23 protein-coding genes are annotated in these 24,338 nt (G+C 61.9%); 9 read left to right on the forward strand and 14 right to left on the reverse strand.

The window, feature by feature from the left end; all coding sequences use genetic code 11:
- Positions 1 to 72: 72 nt before the first annotated feature.
- Positions 73 to 837, reverse strand: coding sequence for a basic amino acid ABC transporter substrate-binding protein (locus tag LAD35_RS10550; protein ID WP_224149043.1), 765 nt, complete (start codon positions 835 to 837; stop codon positions 73 to 75).
- 206 nt (positions 838 to 1,043) lie between these two features.
- Between LAD35_RS10550 and LAD35_RS10555 the strand changes: the two genes are divergently transcribed.
- Complete coding sequence (locus tag LAD35_RS10555; protein ID WP_224149044.1) at positions 1,044 to 2,024, forward strand: threo-3-hydroxy-L-aspartate ammonia-lyase; 981 nt, start codon at positions 1,044 to 1,046, stop codon at positions 2,022 to 2,024.
- A 16-nt stretch (positions 2,025 to 2,040) separates the two neighbouring features.
- Here LAD35_RS10555 and LAD35_RS10560 read toward each other — a convergent pair whose 3' ends face one another.
- The 3 genes from LAD35_RS10560 to LAD35_RS10570 form a co-directional block, all read right to left on the reverse strand.
- Entirely contained in the window at positions 2,041 to 2,721 is a 681-nt protein-coding gene (locus LAD35_RS10560) for an aspartate/glutamate racemase family protein (protein WP_224149045.1), read from the reverse strand.
- Between the two features lie 31 nt (positions 2,722 to 2,752).
- Complete coding sequence (locus LAD35_RS10565; protein WP_224149046.1) at positions 2,753 to 4,213, reverse strand: MFS transporter; 1,461 nt, start codon at positions 4,211 to 4,213, stop codon at positions 2,753 to 2,755.
- Positions 4,214 to 4,378: 165 nt separating this feature from the next.
- Complete coding sequence (locus LAD35_RS10570) at positions 4,379 to 5,239, reverse strand: MurR/RpiR family transcriptional regulator (RefSeq protein ID WP_224149047.1); 861 nt, start codon at positions 5,237 to 5,239, stop codon at positions 4,379 to 4,381.
- 209 nt (positions 5,240 to 5,448) lie between these two features.
- On the opposite strand from LAD35_RS10570, the gene upp reads away from it, so the two are divergent.
- Positions 5,449 to 6,093 (forward strand): uracil phosphoribosyltransferase, encoded by a 645-nt coding sequence (gene upp / locus LAD35_RS10575; RefSeq protein ID WP_377779892.1) that lies wholly within the window; start codon positions 5,449 to 5,451, stop codon positions 6,091 to 6,093.
- Positions 6,094 to 6,291: 198 nt separating this feature from the next.
- Here the strand turns inward: upp and LAD35_RS22290 are convergent, their stop codons facing one another.
- Positions 6,292 to 7,011: a retropepsin-like aspartic protease family protein gene (locus LAD35_RS22290; protein WP_263434650.1), complete on the reverse strand. Its 720-nt coding sequence runs from the start codon at positions 7,009 to 7,011 to the stop codon at positions 6,292 to 6,294.
- A gap of 341 nt (positions 7,012 to 7,352) precedes the next feature.
- Between LAD35_RS22290 and LAD35_RS10590 the strand changes: the two genes are divergently transcribed.
- Positions 7,353 to 8,345: a Bug family tripartite tricarboxylate transporter substrate binding protein gene (locus tag LAD35_RS10590; protein ID WP_224149048.1), complete on the forward strand. Its 993-nt coding sequence runs from the start codon at positions 7,353 to 7,355 to the stop codon at positions 8,343 to 8,345.
- A 126-nt stretch (positions 8,346 to 8,471) separates the two neighbouring features.
- On the opposite strand, the gene LAD35_RS10595 is transcribed toward LAD35_RS10590, so the two are convergent.
- Positions 8,472 to 9,479 (reverse strand): D-2-hydroxyacid dehydrogenase family protein, encoded by a 1,008-nt coding sequence (locus LAD35_RS10595; RefSeq protein ID WP_184710877.1) that lies wholly within the window; start codon positions 9,477 to 9,479, stop codon positions 8,472 to 8,474.
- 489 nt (positions 9,480 to 9,968) lie between these two features.
- On the opposite strand from LAD35_RS10595, the gene LAD35_RS10600 reads away from it, so the two are divergent.
- Positions 9,969 to 10,535 carry a gamma-glutamylcyclotransferase gene (locus LAD35_RS10600; RefSeq protein ID WP_224149049.1) on the forward strand — a complete coding sequence of 189 codons (567 nt, stop codon included), beginning with the start codon at positions 9,969 to 9,971 and terminating at the stop codon, positions 10,533 to 10,535.
- A 656-nt stretch (positions 10,536 to 11,191) separates the two neighbouring features.
- Here the strand turns inward: LAD35_RS10600 and thiD are convergent.
- Entirely contained in the window at positions 11,192 to 12,055 is an 864-nt protein-coding gene (thiD, locus tag LAD35_RS10605; RefSeq protein ID WP_224149050.1) for a bifunctional hydroxymethylpyrimidine kinase/phosphomethylpyrimidine kinase, read from the reverse strand.
- A 582-nt stretch (positions 12,056 to 12,637) separates the two neighbouring features.
- Here thiD and LAD35_RS10610 point away from each other — a divergent pair.
- The 4 genes from LAD35_RS10610 to LAD35_RS10625 all read left to right on the forward strand — a co-directional run bounded on the left by LAD35_RS10610 (position 12,638) and on the right by LAD35_RS10625 (position 15,907).
- Entirely contained in the window at positions 12,638 to 13,741 is a 1,104-nt protein-coding gene (locus tag LAD35_RS10610) for an FAD-dependent oxidoreductase (RefSeq protein WP_224149051.1), read from the forward strand.
- Positions 13,742 to 13,787: 46 nt separating this feature from the next.
- On the forward strand, positions 13,788 to 13,985 hold the full coding sequence (gene thiS, locus LAD35_RS10615) for a sulfur carrier protein ThiS (RefSeq protein ID WP_224149052.1): 198 nt from the start codon (positions 13,788 to 13,790) through the stop codon (positions 13,983 to 13,985).
- Between the two features lie 147 nt (positions 13,986 to 14,132).
- Complete coding sequence (locus LAD35_RS10620) at positions 14,133 to 14,939, forward strand: thiazole synthase (protein ID WP_377779893.1); 807 nt, start codon at positions 14,133 to 14,135, stop codon at positions 14,937 to 14,939.
- Positions 14,940 to 14,989: 50 nt separating this feature from the next.
- Entirely contained in the window at positions 14,990 to 15,907 is a 918-nt protein-coding gene (locus LAD35_RS10625; protein ID WP_224149053.1) for a thiamine phosphate synthase, read from the forward strand.
- Here LAD35_RS10625 and LAD35_RS10630 read toward each other — a convergent pair.
- The 3 genes from LAD35_RS10630 to dusA form a co-directional block, all read right to left on the reverse strand.
- On the reverse strand, positions 15,895 to 16,329 hold the full coding sequence (locus tag LAD35_RS10630; protein ID WP_224149054.1) for a hypothetical protein: 435 nt from the start codon (positions 16,327 to 16,329) through the stop codon (positions 15,895 to 15,897). The two genes, LAD35_RS10625 and LAD35_RS10630, sit on opposite strands and share 13 nt — an antisense overlap.
- Positions 16,326 to 17,879 (reverse strand): TM2 domain-containing protein, encoded by a 1,554-nt coding sequence (locus tag LAD35_RS10635; RefSeq protein ID WP_224149055.1) that lies wholly within the window; start codon positions 17,877 to 17,879, stop codon positions 16,326 to 16,328. The genes LAD35_RS10630 and LAD35_RS10635 overlap by 4 nt, the downstream gene beginning before the upstream one ends.
- 506 nt (positions 17,880 to 18,385) lie before the next feature.
- Positions 18,386 to 19,402, reverse strand: coding sequence for a tRNA dihydrouridine(20/20a) synthase DusA (gene dusA / locus LAD35_RS10640; RefSeq protein ID WP_224149056.1), 1,017 nt, complete (start codon positions 19,400 to 19,402; stop codon positions 18,386 to 18,388).
- 521 nt (positions 19,403 to 19,923) lie between these two features.
- Here dusA and LAD35_RS10645 point away from each other — a divergent pair.
- Complete coding sequence (locus LAD35_RS10645; protein ID WP_224149057.1) at positions 19,924 to 20,538, forward strand: 2'-5' RNA ligase family protein; 615 nt, start codon at positions 19,924 to 19,926, stop codon at positions 20,536 to 20,538.
- Positions 20,539 to 20,595: 57 nt separating this feature from the next.
- Here LAD35_RS10645 and LAD35_RS10650 read toward each other — a convergent pair whose 3' ends face one another.
- The 4 genes from LAD35_RS10650 to livH are packed head-to-tail and all read right to left on the reverse strand — an operon-like array spanning position 20,596 to position 24,260.
- On the reverse strand, positions 20,596 to 21,297 hold the full coding sequence (locus LAD35_RS10650; RefSeq protein WP_224152656.1) for an ABC transporter ATP-binding protein: 702 nt from the start codon (positions 21,295 to 21,297) through the stop codon (positions 20,596 to 20,598).
- An 8-nt stretch (positions 21,298 to 21,305) separates the two neighbouring features.
- Positions 21,306 to 22,073 (reverse strand): high-affinity branched-chain amino acid ABC transporter ATP-binding protein LivG, encoded by a 768-nt coding sequence (gene livG / locus LAD35_RS10655; RefSeq protein WP_224149058.1) that lies wholly within the window; start codon positions 22,071 to 22,073, stop codon positions 21,306 to 21,308.
- Positions 22,074 to 22,110: 37 nt separating this feature from the next.
- A complete protein-coding gene (locus LAD35_RS10660) occupies positions 22,111 to 23,334 on the reverse strand; it encodes a high-affinity branched-chain amino acid ABC transporter permease LivM (protein WP_224149059.1) in 1,224 nt (407 codons plus the stop codon).
- The gene (livH, locus tag LAD35_RS10665; protein ID WP_224149060.1) at positions 23,334 to 24,260 is read right to left on the reverse strand and encodes a high-affinity branched-chain amino acid ABC transporter permease LivH; all 927 of its coding nucleotides are present in this window, start codon (positions 24,258 to 24,260) and stop codon (positions 23,334 to 23,336) included. Before livH ends, LAD35_RS10660 begins: the two co-directional genes overlap by 1 nt.
- Positions 24,261 to 24,338: the final 78 nt, after the last annotated feature.

A 24,338-nucleotide genomic window follows, 5' to 3' on the forward strand; every position in this document is an offset into this window, starting at 1 on the left:
TTGTAGTTTTGCATGGCAGGCCTCAAGGCCACTGGCTTGCGCCCCGTGCAGCCTGCCGATACACATCCTGTCTTATTGCGCCTTGTAGTCCTGGTTGAACCACTTCTTGTAGATCACGTTGTAGCTGCCATCGGCGCGGATGGCGGCCAGACCCGCGTTGATCTTGTCCTGCAGGGCCTTGTCGCCCTTGCGCACGACGATGCCGAAATGCTCCTTGGGGAAGCTTGCGTCATCGACGGTCTTGAGCGCCGGGTATTGCGACACGCGGTAGGCAATCACGCCGTTGTCGCCGATGGCGGCATCCACGCCGCCGCTGGCCAGCTCGGAGATGATCAGCGGCGTGCTCTCGAAACGGCGGATGTTGGTGCTGGTCTTGCCAACCTCGCGGCTCATCACGTCGTCACCTGTCGAGCCGCTGACCACGGACACCTTCTTGTCCTTCAGATCCTTGAGCGACGCGACCTTGCTGTCCTTGGGCACGGCGATCAACTGGCGTGCATCGAAGTATGGCTCCGAGAAATCAAAGCTCTGCTTGCGCTTTTCGTTGATCGTCACGCCCGAGATCACGAAATCCACGTCGCCATTGTTGAGCGACGCAAAGATGCTGGTGAACGGCGTATTGACGATACGCAGCTTCATGCCTTGCTGCTTGGCAATGGCGTTGACGATATCGATGTCAAAGCCAACGATCTGCTTGTCCTTGTTCTCAAACGCAAAAGGCGCATAGGTTGCGCTCGAGGCCACGACCAGTTCACGGCTCTGCGCCTGCACGCCCGATGCAGTCAACGCCGAGACAGCCAATGCGCCCGCTACTAGCGCAAACTTCTTGTTCCACATATGCAAACCCTTTGCAGCAAAAACCAGTACAAACGCTGGATTATACGTAAGCACATGTTCGCAATCGCCGCGCAGGCGCTCGCCAGCGGTACCAATTTTCAATACAGCAACACTTTGCGGACGCCCGCATTGGCGGCTTGCGGCATCAACCCGCTCCTGGTTTTCCTCTAATATGGCAAGACCTTTCCCATTCACCCGCCAGACCGATGAACGACTCCATCTCGCCGACCACCCTGCCCACCTTCGCCGATGTGCAAGCCGCCTCGGAGCGGCTCAAAGGTGTCGCCCACCGCACGCCAGTGCTGCATTCGACCACGCTCAACAAGCTGACGGGCGCTGAGTTCTTCTTCAAATGCGAGAACCTCCAGCGCATGGGCGCGTTCAAGTTCCGTGGTGGCTACAACGCGCTCGCACAGTTCAGCCCTGAGCAGGCCAGGCGCGGCGCGCTGGCGTTCTCGTCAGGCAACCACGCACAGGCGATTGCCTTGTCGGCCCGCATCCTGGGCATGCCTGCCGTGATCGTGATGCCGCAGGACGCGCCAGCGGCCAAGCTGGCGGCCACTCGCGGCTACGGGGCCGAGGTCGTCACCTTCGACCGGTTCACCGAAGACCGCGAAGCCATCAGCACCCGCATTGCGCAGGAGCGCGGCATGACGCTGGTGCCGCCCTACAACCACCGCGACGTGATTGCCGGCCAGGGCACCGCCGCGATGGAGCTGCTGCAGGATGTGCCCGATCTTGACTACCTCTTCACGCCACTGGGCGGCGGCGGCCTGCTGTCGGGAACGTTGCTGTCGGCCAAGGCCATGGCGCCTGCCTGCAAGGTTTACGGCGTGGAGCCCGAAGCCGGCAACGACGCGCAGCAGTCGCTGCGCAAGGGCGAAATCGTGAAGATCGCCACGCCCAAGACGCTGGCTGACGGCGCGCAGACGCAGGCGCTGGGCGATCTGACCTTCGCCATCATCCGCCGCGATGTGACCGACATTCTCACCGCCAGCGATGCGCAGCTGGTTGAGAGCATGCGTTTCTATGCGGAGCGCATGAAGATCGTGGTCGAACCCACCGGCGCACTCTCGCTCGCAGGCGCCCGCCATGGCGACCTGGACCTGAAGGGCAAGCGCGTAGGCGTTCTTATCAGCGGCGGCAACGTTGACCTGGCCAGCTACGGGCAGTTGCTCGCCAGTTGAAGGGCGCCACACTCGCTCAGCCCTGCGCCATGGCCGATGCGGGCGCAGGCGCCATCAGGCGCAGAAGCCGCCGCACTGCGGCCGAGATGGGCGCAATGACCGGAACCTGAAATCGCGGCGCCAGCTGTAGCGCAGCCTGCCCCAGCGGCCCGCCGCCAATGATCACGGCCTCGGCCTGGTCCTGCTCGATGCACTGGCGCACCGCCTGCGCCAGTGCAGCATCCAGCGCCTGGGGGTCCGCCGTCAGGGCGCGCGGGTCGCCCGAGGTCAGGCGAATGCCTGTGAACAGCTCCGCAAGCCCCAGCTCGCGGGCCTTGCCATTGATCGCGTCGGCCAGATCGGGCGTCACGGTGGCAATGCCGAACCGCCGACCGCCCTCTGCTGCCTCCAGCATCGACGACTCGCAGATGCCGACCACGGGCAGATCGGTCGTACGCCTGACCAGGTGCACGCCCGGGTCGCCAAATGCACTGATGATGACGCCCGACCAGCCCTCGGCCTGCGCCGAGCGCCATGTGGCCTCCACCTCCAGCGCCGCTGCATCCAACTCCTGCTGGTTCACGATCATCAAAGGCGCACGTTGCGCAGTCAGGCCGCTGACGGCTACACCGGCGGGTGCTTCGTCTGCCGCGATATTGACCATCATTGACGTGGTGGCCCTGGATGAGTTCGGGTTGATGACCAGAATGTTCCGCATTCAAATTCTTCCTGAAATCGTGATGCTCCGCTCAGCGCGTGCGTGCCTGGATCGGTGCTGCTGCCCCGGCTGGCTGTCCTTCGCTGCCGCCATCGATGGGCGTGGCGTCCGGCGAGGTTCCGTAGGTCTCGGGCACGCTCTGGATGCTGATGACGAAGATCGCATACATCGCAGCCACCATCGAGAACACGCCTGCAAGGCCCACTGAATCGAGCAGCTTGCCTGCCACCAGCGGCATGAAGGCGCCACCGGCCGTGCCGGTGGCCAGAATGAAGGCGGTGCCGAAGGCACGCACCCGGGTGGGATAGAGTTCGGGGGCAAAGATCCAGATGGTGGTGTTGAGCAGCAGCACAAAGAATTGAAACACCGCACCTGCCGCCAGCAGCACGACGATGTTCTTGGCCAGAAAGCCGATGGACAGCGCGGCAATGCAGGCACAGACGGCGCCGATGGTCAGGACGCGCTTGCGCGGGAAGTGAAAGCCCAGAGCCGATGCGGCAATGGCGCCCAGCAGGCTGCCGCACTGCATCACCATGGTGAACATGAGGCTCTTGGAGATGGAGTAGCCCAGCGTCACCAGAATCGTCGGCATCAGGGTCAGCACGGAGATCTGCGCGCCATAGGTCATCCATATCGTGATGCACAACGGGATGGTGCGGCGCGCCAGGGCACCTCGGAAGATTTCGGTGACACGGACCTTGATCTTCGATTCCGGCGGAGCTACACCGTCATCGGTGATGAATTCGCGTTGCGGAATGTCCTTGCCCGAGAGGCGGCCTGCTGCCAGCTTGGAGAGCACGGCATTGGTCTCCTTTACCTTGCCTTGCGAGAGCAGAAAGCGTGGCGTCTCGGGAATGTAGCGGCGGTAGAACGCGCCCAGGATGGCCGGCACCATCAGGCATACAAACAACCAGCGCCAGTTGTTGTCGCCCGGAAACAGCCAGAACACCAGAAGGCCGAAGCCCGGCGCCAGAAAGTTGCCCAGGCCGCCAGCTGCAACGTTGACCGTACCGATGGCCACGCCGCGTGCCTTGGTCGAGCAGAACTCGGCCAGCATCGTCACGGCAATGGCGATTTCGCCTCCCAGGCCAAAACCCACCACCGCACGGCCAATCGCCATCACAGTCAGGTTCGGTGCCATGGCGCAGATGCCTGCCCCCAATGTGAAAAGCAACAGGTCGATGCTGAGCATGACCCGGCGCCCATACCGGTCTGCCACGTAGCCGGATACGACACGGCCGATGGCCGCTGCCGCAAAGGTGACGGTATTGAGCATGCCGATGTGCGCAGCGTCCAGGCCCCACTGCTCGCGCAGCATGGGGCCGACGATGCCGACCGCGTTCTGCTCAAACGCATCGAACAGACAGCCGATCAGAATCAGAAAGATGATGGTGTGGTGCGACCGCGTGACCCCGATCTGGTCCAGCGCCTGGTCGAGTTGGGCCACCTTGGGAGAGTTGGGAAGCGATGAGAGTTGAGGTCCGCCTGCCATATGAGACTCCAGTTGCGTGCTACGGTATGGAAAAATTATTTCTAAAATGCATAAATATGAAAATCAATTTTCAATCACGAAAGAAGAATCCGTTCCAAGGACAAACCCTTGATGGAGCGTTTGGCAAACGTTTTTTGAAATCCCGCTGTCAGATGAGCAGCGTCGTCACAACTCGTCCAGGTCTTCGTGCAGGAGCTCGATGGCCGCGAGGCGCTTGCGGCCGGCCGCGCCCGCGCTCTCGACAACCATGGTGGAGATCAGGTCGCACAGCGCCATGACCGCTACATGGTTGTCCAGCGGCCCCGGGCCCATGCACTGGCACTGGATCGACCAGGTCGCCTCGCGGCGGTCGGGCGACATGGCATCGCTGATGAAAAGGATTTTGCAGCCCATCTTGCTGGCCGCCTCCAAAAGGCCCGACATCTGCCGCGTCTGGCGCCGCATACCGAACACCACCAGGCAATCCTGTGGCGCGAGCCCAGCCAGATGCTCGCCCAGTGACTCCCCCGCATCGGGAACCGCCACCACGCAAGGAATCACCTGCAGCAACTGCCAGCGCAGGTAGCGCGCAAAGCCATGGCTGCCCCGCGTGCCAAAAATCAGGAGCCGCGGCGCCTTGACGAGCGCGGTGACGATATCCTGCATCTGCATGTCGTTCAGCTGCGCAAAGGTGCGCGCCAGGTTCGACTGCGATTGTTCGAGGTTGGTGGCAATCCGGCTGGCAAGCGGTGTCTGGCCCGCCGCACTCTTAGCGGCCTGAAACAAGGGCGAGCCCGACTCCTTTTCGCGCCGCACATCGCGCTTTGCCTCTTCGTAGCTCGCGTAGCCCAGGCGCCGGATGAATCGGCTCACGGTTGCGTTGGACACGCCAGCAAGCGTCGCCAGCTCGCTGGCAGCATAGCTAGCGAGCTCGCCCGGAAACTCCAGCATGAAATCGGCCAGCCTGCGCTCTGCAGTGGAAAGCGCGTCAAGCTGGCTGCGAACGCGGCGAACAAAGGAATTGGCGTGAGGTTTGGAATGGTGCATTGACCGGATTTGTCTGATGTCTGCTGAGGGAGAACACCCTATCCTAAAGTAGATGCCTCTGCCCCGCGATTCTCAGCCCATGATGGTATTGCGATCATTGCCATTGCATTGGAGTGCGCAAGCAGGTCATTTCCACCCCGCAGGCAGGGCAGGCATCGGTTTCTGGCAAACTTGGTGCCCAGTTTTCACCCTGAAAAACAAAAACATCCATGACTACCAACATCGCCAAAGTCACCATCATCGACCACCCCCTGGTTCAGCACAAACTGACCTTGATGCGCCGCAAGGAAGCCAGCACCAACAGCTTTCGCCGCATGCTGGGCGAGTTGTCGACGCTGATGGCCTATGAGATCACGCGCGACTTTCCGCTGCAGGATCTGGAAATCGAGACGCCCATGGAGAAGATGGTCGGCAAAGTGATCGACGGCAAGAAGTTGGCCCTGGTGTCCATCCTGCGCGCAGGCAACGGTTTTCTGGACGGCATGCTGAACGTGGTGCCGGGCGCGCGCATCGGCCACATCGGCCTGTACCGCGACCCGCAGACGCTGCAACCGGTCGAGTACTACTTCAAGATGCCCGACAACATGGGCGAGCGCGATGTGATCGTGGTGGACCCGATGCTGGCAACGGGTAATTCGGCCGCTGCAGCCGTGCAGCAACTCAAGGACAAGTGCCAGCCCAAGTCCATCAAGTTCATGTGCCTGCTGGCCGCCCCCGAAGGCATTGCCACCCTGCAGAAGGCGCACCCCGATGTGCCCATCTTCACGGCCGCCGTGGACCGCGAGCTCAACGACCACGGCTACATCCTTCCTGGCCTGGGCGACGCTGGCGACCGCATTTTCGGCACCAAGTAACGAAAAGCTGCCTCGGCAGGCCGCGTCCGCGCTGGAAGCCCGGGCGCTTTTTTTGCATCCACCCGGCCCAAAACCGGCTTGCACGCCTTCGAATGCTACTCGGTTGCTATTTTGCGGCGATTTATTTGCTATTTAATAGATAGCAAATGGCACATACCAGAAAAGCGCTGCAATGCGTTTTTGCCAGTGCACCACTGATCAATCGGTTTCCCGCGCCCGCAGCACCATGGTGTTGCCTGCCATGCTGACATCGAAGTAGCGCAGAAAGTTCTGGCCCAGCAGCGCATCCTTGTCGCTCTCACCCGTGTAGCCGGTGCCAACCCGCAGGTTGTTGACGGCAAACGGGCCGACTTCAATGCGCTCGGCCCTGCGCATGGTGCCTTCGCGCACACCATTGGCCGTCTGGAACTGCATGGGTACGCCTTCGGGCAACTGGGCGCGTTCGGCCACCTTGTCGGTGATGCTGATGATGCTCGCCCCGGTATCGACCATGAACTGCACCGGCACGCCGTTGACGGCACCGCCCACACGGAAGTGCCCGTCCCGGTCACGTGGTATCTCCAGCACACCGTGGGCCAGCACTTTGCCTTCGGCGGGCTTGCGGTACGCATCGGTCGCCAGATAGATCACCAGCGTCACCGCCGCCCAGCCGCCCAGCAGCAGCCAGGTGGTGCGGCGCGTGGGCGCTGGCGGGCCGCCATTCGGTGAAGATTTGCGTGGCGCGCCCGGCGGGGCTGCAGGCGGGTATGCGGGCGGCCACGCTGGTGGTTGTGTTGGGGGCGCAGAAGATTGTGAGGCAGGCGAAGGCGCCTGCCATGGTGCTGGCGGCGGCGAAGCGGTTGCGGGCGGCTCGGCGGACAGGTTGGCATCCGGCGTGGCAGGAGCGGGGTGGGGGTTTTGGGTGCGAAGTCGGCTCATGGATCAGCTTCAGAACCTACCCAAACAGAAATGCAGCAGATGCACCTCCACGGGGCCAGCGCATTCGCCTGCGCCCGGTTTGCGTAAGTCGCGGTTTTTTGCCAACGCACACAGAGGATGCGCCAGCCGGTGACAGAGCTTGAATCATACCGATACCACAGGCATGCGCAGCGCCCTGGTGTGCGGCGGCCCAAACCGGGAGTGTTTGCCCCCTGGCAGACGCCACCACAGGTGACAGCCTCCTTGCACCGGCATGCAGCGCGCTGCGTTAGGATGGCCGCCTTTGCATTCGTCCGTCCATTGCGATCACACGGCCTTGCCGTCAACCGCCCTGCTGCCCCATGACCCCTACCCGCCGCCACCTGCTCCAAGGACTTGCCAGCCTGGCCAGCGCCTGTGCACTGCCCCTGTCCCTGACCCGCGCACATGCTGCCGATACCGTCTGGCCCAGCAGACCGCTGCGCTTTGTGGTGGGCTACCCGGCGGGCTCCTCACCCGACATGCAGGCGCGCATGATCGCCCAGCCGCTGGCGCAGATCCTGGGCCAACCGGTTGTGGTCGACAACAAGCCCGGCGCCAGCGGCAATATCGGAGCAGACCAGGTGGCCCGCGCCACCGATGACCATACCTTCGGCATCATCGGCAACGGCCCGCTGACATCATCACAAGCGCTGTACTCCAGGCTGCCCTACAACCCGGCCAAGGATTTTGCACCGCTGGCGCTGGTTGGCGTATCACCGCTGGCCTGGGTGGTGCCTGCTGCGGCAGGCACTTCTGCCGATAAGGCGCTGGCGAGCTTGCGCAAAAAAGGCAAGGCCGCCAGCTATGGCTCCACCGGCCTGGGGTCAGGCGGCCACCTGGGCATGGAACTGCTCAAGGATGCCCTGCACTTTGAAGCGCTGCATGTGCCCTTTACTGGCGCGCCGGGCGTGGTGTCCGCCCTGCTTGGCGGTCAGCTCGATTGCGCACTACTGCCCATCTCGTCCGTCCTGCCCCTGGTGCAGAACGGCAAGCTCACGGCGCTGGCCGTGACATCGACCCAGCGCACCAGCCTGATGCCGGACACGCCTTCCATGCGCGAGATCGGCGCCAAGGATGTGAACATCGAGGTGTGGAACGCGCTGATGGCCCCCGCAGGCATGCACGCGGCGGTGCAAGGCCCGTTGAGCGACGCGCTGGTCAAGGTGCTGAGCAGCGCGGAAATCAAGGAGCAGCTGTTGCGCCAGGCCTGGACCCTGGACGATCCCTCGCCCGTTCGGCTTTCGCAGCGCATTGCAGCCGACCGCAAGATGTACAACGAGCTGATTGCTCGCAAGAAACTGCAGCTCGAGTGAGTTGCTTGTCCTGGGTCAATACACCCTGTGGTCTGGCAGACATTGGCTGCCGCCTAAAGATTCAGACGCTGGGGTGGTCGATAGTGGCCGCAATGCGTGGCGGCAATACAGCGGCAGCAGTGTCTGTCAGCGCCGCACCTGCAGCGCGCCCGGGTTGACGATATTCGTCGGCCGGCCCTTGATGTAGTTGATCACGTTGTCAAACGCTGCGCCAAAGTACATCTCGTAGCTGTCCAGCTCCACATAGCCGATGTGGGGCGTGCAGATGCAGTTCTCCAGCCGCAGCAGTGCATGACCCTGCAAGGTGGGCTCGCTCTCGAATACGTCCACGGCTGCAATACCCGGGCGGCCCCGGTTGAGCCCCGCGATCAAGGCATCGGGTTGCACCAGTTCGGCCCGCGAGGTGTTCACAAAGGTGGCGGTCGGCTTCATCATCGACAGGTCGTCAAAGCTGATGCAGCCGCGTGTCTGGTCGTTGAGCCGCAGGTGGACCGAGAGCACATCGCTGGCAGCAAAAAAAGCCTGTTTGCTGGGGGCGACCTTGTGCCCGTCAGACAGGGCGCGCGCACGCGAATTGTCACTGCCCCAGACCAACACCTCCATGCCGAAGGCCTTGCCATAACCAGCCACCATCTGGCCGATCTTGCCGTAGCCCCAGATACCCAGGGTGCGGCCGCGCAACACCGTGCCCAGGCCAAAATTGGGCGGCATGTTGGCCGCCTTGAAACCCGACTGCTGCCAGGCACCATGCTTGAGGTTGGCTATGTACTGCGGCAACCTGCGCGCGGCCGACATGATGAGCGCCCAGGTCAATTCCGCAGGAGCAACGGGAGAGCCCACACCTTCAGCCACAGCCACACCGCGCTCGGTGCAGGCTGTCAGGTCAATGTGCGAACCGACCCGGCCAGTCTGCGCAATCATCTTGAGGCGAGGAAGCTTTTCCAGCAGCAGGCGGTTGATGTGGGTGCGCTCGCGGATCAACACGATGATGTCGGCATCACGCAGCCGTACCGACAGCTGGCCCAGGCCCTTGACGGTATTGGTGTAGACCTTGGCTGAATAGTCATCCAGGCGCGATGCGCACTGCAGCTTGCGCACTGCATCCTGATAATCGTCCAAGATCACAATATTCATACGAAGACCATTTTTCCTCGAACGCTACATCCAGTCAAAGCAGGCCCTTGGGCTGCGAACTGTGATGCACCCATCTGCCGACGCCATGACTGGGCACCCTGGCCATTTGGCTTCATGGCAAAAACAATTCTTTGCACAGCGCCTGCGACCTCATAAGCTATGAACATCATAGCATCTATCCATGCAAAAAAGCCACCGTGGCTTTGGGCGGCGGATAAATACCCATCGCGTATCAACCATGCGCTTGAGAAAGAATCGTCGATTGTTCGACAATTCCGTCATCGCGCCGTCATGCTGCCGCGTTGTAGCGAAACACGCACCTGTCCTGCGCAGCTGTTGCTTTCGCCACCAAAGCCTACCGCTTTACATGGTGCAACGCTAGCAACTGCATGTACTTGGCGCTATAACTATTGCTCCACATCTGCTTTGTTGGTTGATACCATCATGACGAAACCGGCTGTCCGCTCCCGCAACTGTTGCTCCAAACATATGTTCGAAAGAACCATGGAGGAATGGGGAGGCGAACAGGATCTATGGGTATTTGCCTATGGCTCACTGATCTGGCGTCCGGAATTCGAGTTTCTGGAATGTCGCCACGCGCGCGTGTACGGCTGGCATCGCGCGCTCAAGATGTGGAGCCACATCAATCGCGGCACGCCAGAGTGCCCTGGCCTCGTGTTCGGCATGTTCTCGGGAGGCAGCTGCCGGGGCATGGCCTTTCGCATCGCGCGCCACCATGTACCGGAAATGATGCCGCGCCTGTGGCAACGCGAAATGGCTGCCGATGCCTACGATCCCAAGTGGCTCGATTGCCAGACCGAGAACGGCAATGTGAAGGCGCTGGCTTTTACCCTGTCAAAAACCAGCCCACGTTGCACGGGTACCCTGTGCGAGGATGACTACCGCCGCATCTTTGCCCAATCGTGCGGCATCTACGGCACCACCCTCGACTATGCCCAGTCCACCTTCACTGCGCTGCTGCAGCAAGGCATCCATGACCGGGCCCTGGAGCGCTTGCTTCAACTCTCGGCGGAAGCTGCTGCACCCCACGCCTGAGCGCCCAACACATCCACTTTCCCCAGCCTGCCTCCCTGGCAGGCTTTTTTTACTCCCCAAAACAAACACCCTGCGCCTGACTGCAATGCTTGCAGTGCCAGGCCACAGGGTGGTCATGGGGTTTCCAGGTCAAAGGGTTGGAGCCCTGACGTAAGCAACGGCTCCCTGGAGGAGCCGTTTGCCGAGGTTACAGCCCTTGGGCCATAACAGGAATAATGGGTTTACAGCGATGCCGGTGCGCGCTTGCGATCACGTTCGTCTTCTGGCCAGATGCTGAAAACAGTGGTGGGGGTCATGTCAGAAATCTCCTAAAGATGAAACTACAACGGGCCGCGCACGAAGCAGGTTGACAGTGACTTGCACGTAAATTGATATTTACAAAATGTTTACACTTTATGTTTTTACCGGTATTTAATTTGGACAATTGATCAACAATCCGTTACTGGAACGGAGAGAAATTTCCAAAATTATTCTTCCATATCAGCGTCTTATTCAAAAAACTTAAAAAGTAACTTAATCTATCAAACCAGAGGCTATCAAGCCGCCAAAGTCTCCGAATTGATGAAAAATTACCAAATTTTCAGTCAATTAGACGAGAAATTTTAATATTAGTGGTCCAAATAACCAAATCAACGATCGTTTCGACAATCACATCTTCATACCCCACTTCGAACGACCACTTGTGCCTGGGGCTGCCAGCCATGGTTCAGTGGGCCGTGGCCCTGGCCGGTATGCACGTCGGCGCCGGCTGCAATGGCACCCAGGATGTACTGGCGGCCACGCTGTACGGCATCCGGCAGCGTATGGCCCAGAGCCAGCTGGCAGGCAATGGCGGATGACAGGGTGCAACCCGTGCCATGGCCATTGTGGGTGTGGATGCGGGGTGAAGCCAGGCGCAGGCGCGTGCCATCGGCCATGGCCAGCAAGTCCACCACTTCCTCGCCGGGAAGGTGCCCTCCTTTGACCAGCACCGCCTTGGCTCCCATGGCCAGCAGATCCTGGGCGGCGCGCTCCAGCTCGTCTGCCCCCTGGATGGTGCGACCCAGCAGCAAGCCTGCCTCATCCAGGTTGGGGGTGATCACCGCAGCGCGAGGAAAAAGCTGGTTCACCAGTTCGCCCACCGTCGCCTCGGCAATCAGGCGGTCGCCACTGGTGGCCACCATCACCGGGTCCAGCACCACATTGCGCAGCGCATACCGGTCAATGGCAGCAGCGACCACCTGAACCACCTCCGGCGCATGCAACATGCCGATCTTGACGGCGTCGGTGCCGATATCCTGCAGCACGGCGTCGAGCTGATCCTGCAAGAACTGGGGCGGCACTCCGTGAATGCCGCGCACGCCCTGGGTGTTCTGGGCCGTCAACGCCGTGATCGCCGTCATGCCGTAGCAGCCCAAGGCGCTCATGGTCTTCAGATCGGCCTGGATGCCTGCACCACCACCGCTGTCGGAGCCGGCAATCGACAGCACCCGGGCGTAGCGCGGCAAGGTGGCGGAAGCGTTGAGGTTCGAACGGGTCATGGCAGGTATCCAAAACAAAGGCCGGGCAACACAGGCCCGGCGCGCGGAAATTATCCACGATTGCAGGTGCGGCTTGATGCTGTGCGGGCCGCTGCCCCAGGCGCTGTGCTATTAGAACGTGTTTACGATCTCTACGCAGCCGCGTTGGAGTGCAATCGGGATGAGTTCGAAGCGATGGGTCGCAGCTTGCACCAGGGTGCAAGCAAGGGCCAGCGCGCAGAAATCGCCCGATTTCACTCCAACCCGGAGGGACAGCGATTTTGGGGGCGCCCGGCTAGGGGCGGTCTGCGTCGTTGCAGCACTTGCCAATAGCTGGCTATTGGCTGCGCACTGCGCCTAGCATCCCATCCCGCAAAATCACTGTCGCGGCGCGAGGAGATCGTAAACAGGTTCTAATACCCGCTTGAGACGAAACAGGGGTGTCCCTGTGCATGCATCCTCGCATGTGCAGTGCGGCTGAGATCAGACCCTTTCACCCGATCCAGACCATGCTGGCGTGGGGAGTTTTCGACACGGCTGCATCCGCTGTTTTGTCTGTTGCGTGCTGGGCGCTTTCTCCGGCCCGGGCGCCTATAGGCAAACATGACTTCTCACGCACTCATTCCCGCTCCTGCCCGCCTTGCCATCCTTGGCGGTGGCCTGCTCGGGCGTCTGTTGGCGCTTGTGCTCTCGGGCAAGGGCTATTCCATCGATCTGTATGACCGTGGCGGCCCGCAGGCCGAGCATGCAGCCGCACATGTGGCCGCTGCCATGCTCGCCCCGCTGGCCGAGTCGGCAGTTACCGAGCACGGTGTCGTGCGCATGGGCCAGTACGGCCTTGCGCGCTGGCCGCAGTTGATTGCCCAGTTGGCCGATCCTGTGTTCATTCAGCAAGCCGGAACCATGGTGGTCTGGCACCGGCAGGATGCGGCGGAGGCCCAGCGCTTTCGCGGCATTCTGGAGCGCACCCAGGCGGCCATTGCGGAGCTGCCCCCTTTGCAGGCGCTGGATCGCTCCGCCCTGCAGGCGCTCGAACCGGCACTGGCCTCGCATTTTCAACAAGGCTATTACCTGCCTGGCGAAGGCCAGCTGGACAATCGCCAGTTGCTGGCTGCCCTGGTGCCCGCGTTGCAGGCGGGCGGCGTGCGCCTGCATTGGCATACGCCCCGCGAGGTAAGCGACTTTGTCCCGGGCGAGGCCGGCCAGCCCGATTGGCTGATCGACACCCGGGGCCTTGGCGCCAAACCACAGTGGAGCACGCTGCGCGGCGTACGCGGCGAAGTGGTGCGCGTGCACGCCCCCGAGGTGAGCCTGAGCCGCCCTACGCGCCTGATGCACCCGCGCTACCCGATCTACATCGCCCCCAAGCAGAACCATCTGTTCGTGATCGGCGCGACTGAGATTGAATCGGACGATATGTCGCCCGCAAGCGTCCGCTCGGCGATGGAGTTGCTCTCTGCGGCCTACACCGTGCATAGCGGTTTTGCCGAGGCGCGCATTCTGGAGATCGGCGTGCAGTGCCGCCCCGCCCTGCCCGACAACCTGCCCGCCATACGGCAGACCCGGCCGCGTGTACTGGAAGTCAATGGCCTGTACCGCCACGGCTTCATGATCTCTCCTGCGGTGCTCGACTGTGCCGTGCAGGTGGTGGAAACCGGTGGCTCGCCGCTGGCGGCACAGTTCGGTCTGGCCGTCAGCCTGCTCTGAAAACCTGTTTTCACCCTCTATGATGGGCACTTCAACCGATATGACGATGCAAATCCTTTTGAACAACCAGGCCACCGAGCTGCCCGCCCATGCCACCGTAGCCCAGGCACTGGCCCAATTGCAGCCGCAACCACCTTTTGCCGTGGCGGTGAACACCGAGTTCGTGCCCAAGGCGCTTTACGAGAGCCGGGTACTCCAGGCCAATGACAAGGTCGAGGTGATCTCGCCGGTCACTGGCGGCTGACAACCACATGAACGGCGCCCGCTGTGCTGTGAAAACACGCCCAGGATTCCGCGTGTCAGTGCCTTCCTGCAGATTTGCTCTATTTTTGATAGCTATCTGCGCGCTCCAGTTGAGCGCTGATGGCCATTTTTTTACCAATTTCTAGCCATGACTGCCATTCCCTCCTCTGACGACGCCCTGGTTCTGTATGGCCAGCGCTTTCAAAGCCGGCTGCTGCTGGGCACCTCGCGCTACCCATCGCCTGCGGTGCTGGAGGCCGCAGTCGCCCGCGCCAGGCCAGCCATGGTGACTGCATCGCTGCGCCGCCAGGGCAGCAATGCGGCAGAGACCGGCAGCGACTTCTGGGCCCTCCTCAAGCGCCTTGAGGTGCCTGTGCTGCCAAACACCGCAGGCTGCATGCGCGTGCAGGAGGCGATCACCACCGCGCAGATGGCGCGCGAGGTGTTCGAGACGCCGTGGATCAAGCTGGAGCTGATCGGTGACGACTACACCTTGCAGCCCGATACGCTCAACCTCGTCGAAGCGGCCTCCATCCTGATCAAGGACGGCTTTCAGGTGTTGCCCTACTGCACCGAAGACTTGGTGCTATGCCAGCGCCTCGTCGACGTTGGCTGCCAGGCCGTCATGCCCTGGGCAGCGCCCATCGGCACGGGCCGTGGCCCCGTCAATCCATACGCAATGCAGGCCTTGCGCGAGCGCCTCAACGTACCGCTGATCTGCGATGCCGGCCTGGGCCTGCCCAGCCACGCCTGCCAGGTGATGGAATGGGGCTTTGACGGCGTGCTGCTCAACACCGCCGTGGCGCTGTCGCAAGACCCTGTCGCCATGGCTGGTGCCTTTGCCGACGCCACGGCAGCGGGCCACGCCGCCTTCCGGGCAGGAGCCATGCAAGCGCAGGACACGGCCCAACCCAGCACGCCGGTGCTGGGCACGCCTTTCTGGCACAACGCCTGAATGGATGGCTGATAGCGCCTGCCAGATCAGCGAGAAATACCCCAATCACCATGACCGCCAGCCCCATCGCCCAAGCCATTCTTGATGTTCATCAAGCAGATTTTGCGGACTTTCCACCGCAGCCCGCACCAGCACTGAAGCACGCGCAGCAGCAGGACACCGTATATGCAGGTGCAGTTGCGGCCTGCAGCCAGTTGGGCTTCATCGCCATCGATGCAGATTGCATTGCCAAGGCTTGGTCCGCGCAAAGCCAGCGGCTCGGTGTGTTCGACGCCCACGCCTGGCCCACAGCCGCTGCAGATTTTGGCCTGCAGCTGCGTACAGAGGCGGGTGCCTTTGTTGCCTGCCCCGAGCAACTGGGCCTGTACGCCGTGCTGCCCACTGCCCAATGGGTCGGCCGCATGGCGCATGCCGGCGTGCCCACCGTGCAACTGCGTTTCAAATCGGAAGATACCGCAGCAGTGGAGCGCGAAGTCAAGGCTGCGGTGGAGGCCGTCAAGGGCACGCCCGCCCTGCTCTTCATCAACGACCATTGGCGCCAGGCCATCGCAGCGGGTAGCTACGGTGTTCACCTGGGTCAGGAAGACCTCGATGCACTCAGCAGCGCCGATCTGACCGCCCTGCGCGCCAGCGGTGTGCGCCTTGGCGTCAGCACCCACGGCTACGCCGAGATGGTGCGCGCCAGCCAGGCGCAGCCCAGCTATATCGCCATGGGGGCGGTATTTCCCACCACGCTCAAGAAAATGGCCACCGTCCCGCAAGGCCTGGCGCGCCTGATGCGTTATGCCGCCCTGACGCGCGGCTACCCGCAGGTGGCGATTGGCGGCATTGGCGCTGCGCAGTTTGCACAGGTGCTGGAGAGCGGCGTTGGCTCCGTCGCGGTGGTGCGCGCCATCGTCAATGCGGACAATCCAGAGAAGGCTGCAGCCGAGTTGATGGCCTTGATGCCGCAGCGCTACACCACGTAAAGCAGCGCCGCATCGCGCCGCCCGGCAGCTGCCTGCAAAAACGCACGCAGCTCGGCCTGCAGGCGCACCAGCTGGCGCAGCGTTTCCAGCTGATTGCCTGCAGCACCGCGCGCCACAAGTGCCTGCACACGCTGCGAGAACACGCCCGCATCCAGCGCCCGCAGGCGCTGCACGCCATCTTCCACCCTGTCGGCCGGCCACACCCAGCAATGCAAGGCGGGCGTGCCTTCCACAGGCACGCCATCTGCCAGTTCGGGCAATACCTCCATCAGCTGCTGCCACAGCGGGCCCATCTGCATCAAGGCATTGGGGCCTGCCTGGATTGCGCTGCGCTGAAGGTAGGGATCGATGCTGGCGGGCTCGATCAGGAAGCCGCGCAGGTCATAGCGGCTCACGGCATACAGCAGGCCTTCATCCGTCATGCGGGCACCTCGCCAGCCACGGCCTGCACCGCCTGTTGGGCCGCAGCAATGGATTTTTTCATGGCGGCAATTTGGGAAACATTGTCAGGATCACACACCTGGTAGAGCAGCAAGGCTGTTTGCAGATGCGCAAGGCGCGCTGCCGGTTGACCCACCTCGGCCATGAAACCGGCAAAAACCTCATAGGCACGTGCGGCTGCCAGCGAATAGCCTCGGTAGCTGCGGTGCTGAATGCGCAGCGATTGCTCGATCAGTGCCTTGACCCTGGCAGGCTGGTGGCGCACCGAGAATGCGGCATAGCGAGTCAGTACATCGGAGACGGCCTCGCTGTCTTCCATCACATCTCCCATCGCGATGATGTGCTCGTGGGCACTGGCCCAGCATTCCGACGCGCCGGAGACATCGCCTGCGCGCTCGAAATTGAGCGCCAGCCGCTGCAGCAAACCACAGACCTGGGGGCCGCTGCCTGCGCTCCGCGTGACCAGCGCCAGCGCCTGGCGGTAGTAGCGCGTGGCCTCGGCCGTATCGCCCTGGGCAAAGGCCAGATCGCCCAGCTTTTCCATCGCCTGGCGTTGCAGCGGCTCCGGCACAGGGCCATGGCCAGAGGACTTGCCATCGACCTGACCGGCCAGTTGCAGCAGCAGCTGGCCGTGGGCCTGCACCTGCGCGGTCTGGCCCAGGTTGTGCGCAATTTCCATGGCATTGAGCAGGTGTGCAGCCAGATCGGGCGCATCCACTGCCTTGGCGGACTGGCGCAGCGCAATGATCTGCGCGCACAGCGTGGCGGCCTGCTGCCAGTCGCCTGAGCGCATCAGCGCTTCATACTGACCGGGCTGCACCTGCATGGCTGGGGCGCCCGGCTGGCTTTGCAGCGGCGGGTTGCGCAAGCGGTCGAGCCAGCCCTGGGCCTGCTGGGTTTGCACCGACAGGTGCGCAAACGGAGCTGCCAGGTGCACGCCCATCTGCAGTTTCTTGCGTGCTCCCTCCAGGTACTGGGTCTGGTAGAGCACCATGCCATGGAGCAGATAGGCTTCGGCGAGGTGCGGATCGTACTGCGGGCGGCGGCTGCGCTGCTGCAGGTACTGGACGAGGCGCTCTGCCGCTGTATGCGCCCCTTTGGGATGGTTGTCCTGCAGCGTCTGGGCAATCTGCTTCTTGGTCAGTTGGATGGCACGGGTTTTCTTGTGTGCATCGGCTTCATCACGGGAAGGTGCAGCCTCCTTCACGGCGGCTGCCAGCGGTGCGGCTCGCACAAGTGGCTCGCCGCCGGAATCCACAAACCCGGCCAGCTGGGTATCCATCTCCTCTTCTACCCTGAAGTAGTCATGCAGCCAGAAGCCATCATGGCCCAGCCACAGGAGAATGGGGCCCAGCAGATAGGGGGCGTAGGACGCCCAACTGCCGCCCCAGATCCACAGCCCCACCATCAGCACCGTCAACAGGAGCTGCACCGTGGCGCTTGCATAGCGCTGCAGATAAAAGCGGTGCGCGCCCGCCCAGCCTGCCCCGATCAGCAAGCCATAGGCCAGACGCGCTTGTTTTTCCCCCATCCCTGCATCCCCTCTCTTCACCCCGGCCGGAGCCAATGGGCGGATTTCTGGATTCTTATCGGCAGCATTCCTGGGTGAGGCGCACTGGTGCTGCGCACCGACAGGCGATTGCCACTATAGGAAGTATAGCAATTGCCCATCCATGGACCGCATCCGATCGCGCAACTGTGCACGCGCAGCGACAGCTATCAAGTTCGTAGCAATTTTGATCGTGTTCGGCACACAACAGCCATGCGCGATTCTGCGCAAACAGGCGATTTTCGGTTGCAAAGGCTCCAAGGAGCATGCAGCGGCCCTGAATGCGTGCGCTGATGCGTACCCATCTGCGCTCAACCGCCCTCATCTGCACGAGCCTTCACGGGTGCGCCCCATGGAGCCATCCCGTCTTCCGGGACGGCGGCCGGGTACAGCCCGGTTGCGGCCCGCTCGCAGTTCTATTTTTGAGAAAAAACAACTCCAGCACACCACTGGCAGGCGCTGATAGCTATAAAATATATAGCAATCAGTTACGCACCGGCCAGTTCGATTGCTTCCACCGAGCGGCCAGGCTTGGTGCGCGCCAGTTGCATCACTTCGTGCGGAGGCAAGGTTTTGAGGCGATGGTCGCTCCACACCTGGCGCCAGCGGCGTGCGCCCGGCATGCCCTGGCGCAGGCCCAGCATGTGGCGGGCGATGCTGTACCAGTGCGTGCCATGGGCAGCGGCTTCGCGCTCCATGTAGCGCACCATTTCTTCTTCCACCGATTCGCGCGTGGCGTCGCTGGCTGGGTCGCCGTAGTACAGCGCGTCCCAGCGGGCAAGCCACCAGGGGTTGTGGTAAGCCTCACGGCCCACCATCACGCCATCTACCTGCGCCAGCTGCGCGGCAGCGGTTTCGTCATCGGCAATGCCGCCGTTGATGGCAATCGTGAGCTCGGGGAAGTCACGCTTGAGCTGCGCCACCACGTCATAGCGCAGCGGGGGAATCTCGCGGTTTTCCTTGGGAGACAACCCCTTGAGCCAGGCGTTGCGCGCGTGAACGATGAACACCTCGCAGCCCGCGTCGGCCACGGTTCCGACAAAATCGCGCACAAAATCGTAACTCTCCACCTTGTCGATACCAATGCGGTGCTTGACGGTGACCGGCATATCCACCGCATCGCGCATCGCCTTCACGCAATCGGCGACCAGGTCCTTCTCGTTCATCAGGCAGGCGCCGAACGCACCGCGCTGCACCCGCTCGCTGGGGCAGCCGCAGTTGAGGTTGACCTCGTCGTAGCCCCATTCCTGCGCCAGCCTGGCGCACTGGGCCAGATCGGCAGGTTCGCTCCCCCCCAACTGCAAGGCAACAGGGTGCTCTTCATCATTGAAGCGCAGGTGCCGGGCCACATCGCCATGGATCAGGGCGCCGGTCGTCACCATCTCGGTATAGAGCAAGGTGTGGCGCGTGAGCAGGCGGTGCAGGTAGCGGCAATGGCGGTCAGTCCAGTCCATCATCGGCGCCACACTCATGCGCCAGGGGCTGTGTTTTGGGGATTCGGTCATGGTGTCAGGCAGCCCGGGCGCAGATCTTCTACCCGGGCGCAAAGCCTTTGCATGCCTGAAAGCCGGTCTCGGCAGCATGCATTGGCGAATGATTGGTAATGCGCCATTTTAATTTAGACGGGCTCTGAAGCCACAACAGCGCCGTAATGACCGCTTAGAACGTGTTTACGATCTCTACGCTGCCGCGTTGGAGTGCAATCGGGATGAGTTCGAAGCGATGGGACGCAGCTTGCACCGGGGTGCAAGCAAGGGCCAGCGCGCAGAAATCGCCCGATTTCACTCCAACCCGTAGGGACAGTGGGTTTGGGGACGCCCGGTTAGGGGCGGTTTGCGTCGTTGCAGCGCTTGCCAATAGCAGGCTATTGGCTGCGCACTGCGCCGCTAGGCGCGCCCCTCGCATCCCATCCCTAGCCGGGCGCCCCGCAAAGCCGCTGTCGCGGCGCGAGGAGATCGTAAACACGTTCTTACACGGCACCACCTGCCCCGGCATACACTGCAGCGAGCGCTATAGGAGGAAAACCATGGACACCTCACGCATGATGGTCATGTGCCAACCGTCTGACCCGGTGCTCAGCCGTATGAGCAACGCCATCGACCAGCGAGGCTTGCGCGAGTTTCTGGGAGCGCGCATGTTCCCCGAGTGCAACTGGCACCAGACGCTGTGCGGCCCCTACCCCGCCTGCCTTGCCACAGAGCGGGCACTGGAGCGCGCATGCGATGCAGCGCTGGCCGCGCGAATGCGGGCTTTCCGGTTGCGGCTGAACCGCATTCGCGGCGAGCACAGGCCTGCTGGAGAGCGCACGCACTGGTCCTTCCTGTGTCAGGGGCGGCCCAGCGAGTTTGATGATTTGCTCCGATGCTTGCAGACCAAGGTACAACCAGACCTGCCTCCGGACACAGGGCATACGCCCCATGTCACCATCAGCTACCGGGCGCCGGCCCCCTTGGATACGCTACGCATTCAGCCCATTGATTGGCTGATCCAGCAGATTTTGCTGGTGGTACGGCAAGGCACAGGCAATGGCTGGCGCTACGAGGTGCTGCAAAGCTGGGAATTGCCCGTCATGCCTGCCAACGAGTGCCAGCTCGAGCTGTTTGCACCGGTTTGCACCACAGTGGACCCACCCAGCCCATGAAAAAGCCGCCGCAGTGCCTGGCACTACAGCGGCTTTTGGCGTAACACCCTTCTGAGATCAACCGCCCAGGTAGGCCTTGCGGATATCCTGGTTGCGCAGCAGATTGACGCCGCTGTCCTCCAGCGTGACCCTTCCGGTCTCCAACACATAGCCCCGGTCGGCGATCTGCAATGCCTGGTTGGCGTTCTGCTCCACCAGAAACACTGTCACCCCTTGCTCGCGCACGGCCTTGATGATCTCGAAAATCTGCGCAATGATGAGCGGCGCCAGCCCGAGCGTGGGCTCATCCAGCAGCAGCAGGCGTGGCTTGCTCATCAGCGCACGACCAATGGCCAGCATCTGCTGCTCCCCGCCCGACATGGTGCCGGCGCGCTGCTCGGCCCGCTCCTTGAGGCGCGGGAACAGGCCATACACATAGTCGATTCCCTGTGCAATCTCGTCCTTGCTCAGAAAGAAGGCGCCCATCTGCAGGTTCTCCACCACCGTCAGGTCTTTGAAGACCCGGCGGCCTTCCGGCGAGACGGCAATGCCCTTGCGCATGATCAGGTGCGACGACTGGCCCACCAGTTCCTCGCCCTCGAACTTGATGGAGCCGCTCGTCGCGCGTGGATTGCCGCACACGGTCATCAGCAAGGTGGTCTTGCCCGCGCCGTTGCTGCCGATCAGCGAAACGATCTCGCCCTGGTTGACATGCAGACTCACATCGTTGACTGCACAGATCGCACCGTAATGCGTGCTGATATTCTTGATTTCCAACATCGGCTGCATCACGACTCTCCCAGGTACGCCTTGATCACGCGTTCGTCATTGCGGATCGCCTCCGGCACACCCAGTGCAATCGGCTTGCCATATTCCATCACCAGGATGCGCTCGGACACCCCCATCACCAGACTCATGTCATGCTCAATCAGCAACACGGTGACACCATACTCCTTGCGCAGCTGGTCGATCAGGTGCTGCAATTCCACCTTCTCCTGCGGGTTCAGGCCCGCGGCTGGCTCGTCCAGCATCAAGAGCTTGGGGTTGGTAATCATGCAGCGCGCAATCTCCAGCCGCCGCTGGTGGCCATAGGCCAGATTGCCCGCCTCCCGGTTGGCAAAGGCCCGCAGGCCCATCACGTCGAGCCAGTGCGCGGCATTGGCCTTGGCTCCCTCTTCCGCCGCGCGGTAGGCCTTGGTCTTGAACAGCCCCGAGAGCAGATTGCGCTTGACCTGCTGGTGCTGTGCCACCAGCAGGTTCTCCATCACCGTCATGCCCTTGAACAGGCGCACGTTCTGAAAGGTGCGCACCACGCCATGGTTGGCCACGGCGTGGCTGGGCAGGCCCGCGATGGACTGCCCGTTGAGCGTGATGGCCCCTTCGGTCGGTTTGTAGAAGCCACTGATGCAGTTGAACACCGTGGTCTTGCCCGCGCCGTTGGGGCCGATGATGGCGAATATCTCTTGCTGCTTGACGTCCAGCGCCACATGGTCGACAGCCAGCAGGCCGCCGAAGCGCATGCACAGACCGTCCACTTTCAACATGGTTTGACTCATAAACACTTCTCCCTGTTTGCGTTATCCGTGTTTACGGTCACTTCAACTCTTCGTGGTGGCGCTTCATCGGGAACAGGCCCTGCGGACGCCACACCATCATCAGAATCATCACCAGGCCGAAGATCAGCATGCGGTACTCGGAGAACTCGCGCGCAAACTCGGGCAATACCGTGATCAGAATCGCCGCAACAATCACGCCCAACTGCGAACCCATGCCACCCAGCACCACAATCGCCAGGATCAGCGCAGACTCGATGAAGCTGAACGATTCGGGGCTGACGATGCCCTGGCGTGCGGCAAAAAACGCACCACCGAAGCCCGCAAACATGGCGCCCAAGGTAAAGGCCGACAGCTTGATCTTCGTGGGGTTCATGCCCAGCGATTTGCAGGCCACCTCGTCCTCACGCAATGCCTCCCAGGCACGACCAATCGGCATGCGGATGAGACGGTTGCTGATCCACAAAGTGACCAGGGCCAGAATCAGCGCCAGCAGATACAGGAAGATCACCATGTGCATGGTGTTGAACTCGAAGCCCAGGAACTGCTGCAAGGTCTGCGTACCTTCCTTGGAGGCCGTGCGCGTCAGCTCAAAGCCCAGCAGCGTTGGCTTGGGGATGTTGGAGATGCCATCGGGCCCGCCGGTAAAACCCACCAGATTGACCAGCAGCAGCCGGATGATCTCGCCAAAGCCCAAGGTCACAATGGCGAGGTAATCGCCACGCAGCCGCAATACGGGAAAGCCGAGTACAAAGCCGAACAGCGCGGCAGCGGCGCCCGAGAACGGCAGCGCTTCCCAGAACGACCACCCCGCCCAGTGGAACAGCAAAGCATAGGTATAGGCGCCCACGGCGTAGAAGCCGACAAAGCCCAGATCCAGCAGGCCCGCAAAGCCCACCACGATGTTCAGGCCCAGGCCCAGCATCACGTAGATGAGCGCCAGGGTAGCAATATCGACCGCATTGCGGCCACTGAAGAAGGGCCAGACGATGGCTGCCACGATCACCAGCCACAACAAGGTGGTGCGGGTGCCGTGCTTCATCGCAGGCAGGCTTGGCGCCTTGATATGCGCCATCTGCTTGGCCAGAAACGGCTTGATGAGCTGCAGCACCAGCACGATCACAAAGCCCCAGATCACCAGGTTCCAGTGCGGCTCGATGTAATTGCGTGTGCCTTTGCGCTCCAGGTGCAGGCCGAAGATGGGCAGCACCACCAGCGCCGCCAGTACGGCGGAAATCAGTGCATTCTTGAAATTCGCTTTCATCAGACCTTCTCCACTTCGGGCTTGCCGAGAAGACCTGTGGGACGGAACAACAGGATCAGCACCAGAAGGCCAAAGGCCACGATGTCCTTGTATTCCGACGAAATGTAGGCTGCGGCAAAAGTCTCTGCCACGCCCAGCAGCACGCCGCCCAGCATCGCGCCGGGAATGCTGCCGATGCCGCCCAGCACGGCAGCCGTGAAGGCCTTGATACCTGCCACGAAACCAATGTAGGGGTTGAGCTTGCCGATGGCCAAGGCAATCAGCACACCGCCCACTGCCGCCAGCACGGCGCCCAGGATGAAGGTGAAGGACACCACCTTGTTGGTGTCGATGCCCAGCAGATTGGCCATCTGCATGTCCTGCGCGCAGGCGCGTGATGCACGTCCCATGCGCGAATGCCGGATATAGAGCGTGAGCGCAATCATCAGCACCACGGCCACGACGATGATCAGGATGCGCGTATACGGAACAAACACCTCGAAACCATCACCCATGTGGAAGTTGAATGCACCGGGCAGCAGCGAAGGCACGGCCATGTCGCGCGCGCCCTGACCCAGGGCCACCCAGTTCTGCAAAAAGATCGACATGCCAATGGCCGAGATCAGCGCCACCAGACGCGGGCTGCTGCGCAGCGGCTTGTATGCCACCTGCTCAACCACATAGCCGTACACACCCGTCAATACCACCGATACCAGGAGCATGGCCCCGATCACGACAAACACCGGAATGCCGCTTTGCGTACCAATTGCCGACAAGGTCACCAGACCTATGTAGGCGCCAATCATGTAGATTTCGCCATGGGCGAAATTGATCATTCCGATAATTCCATACACCATCGTGTATCCAATGGCCACCAGCGCGTAGATCGCACCCAGTGACAGGCCATTGAACAACTGTTGTATGAATTGGGGCAAAAAATCACTCATACCTTACCGCCTCAATTCCCTGGCCGCTGTGACGGCCAAAACAAGAAGGCATGGTTCTATGTTTTAGAACCATGCCCT

The sequence above is a fragment of the Comamonas odontotermitis genome, assembly GCF_020080045.1.
GTDB lineage: Bacteria > Pseudomonadota > Gammaproteobacteria > Burkholderiales > Burkholderiaceae_C > Comamonas > Comamonas odontotermitis.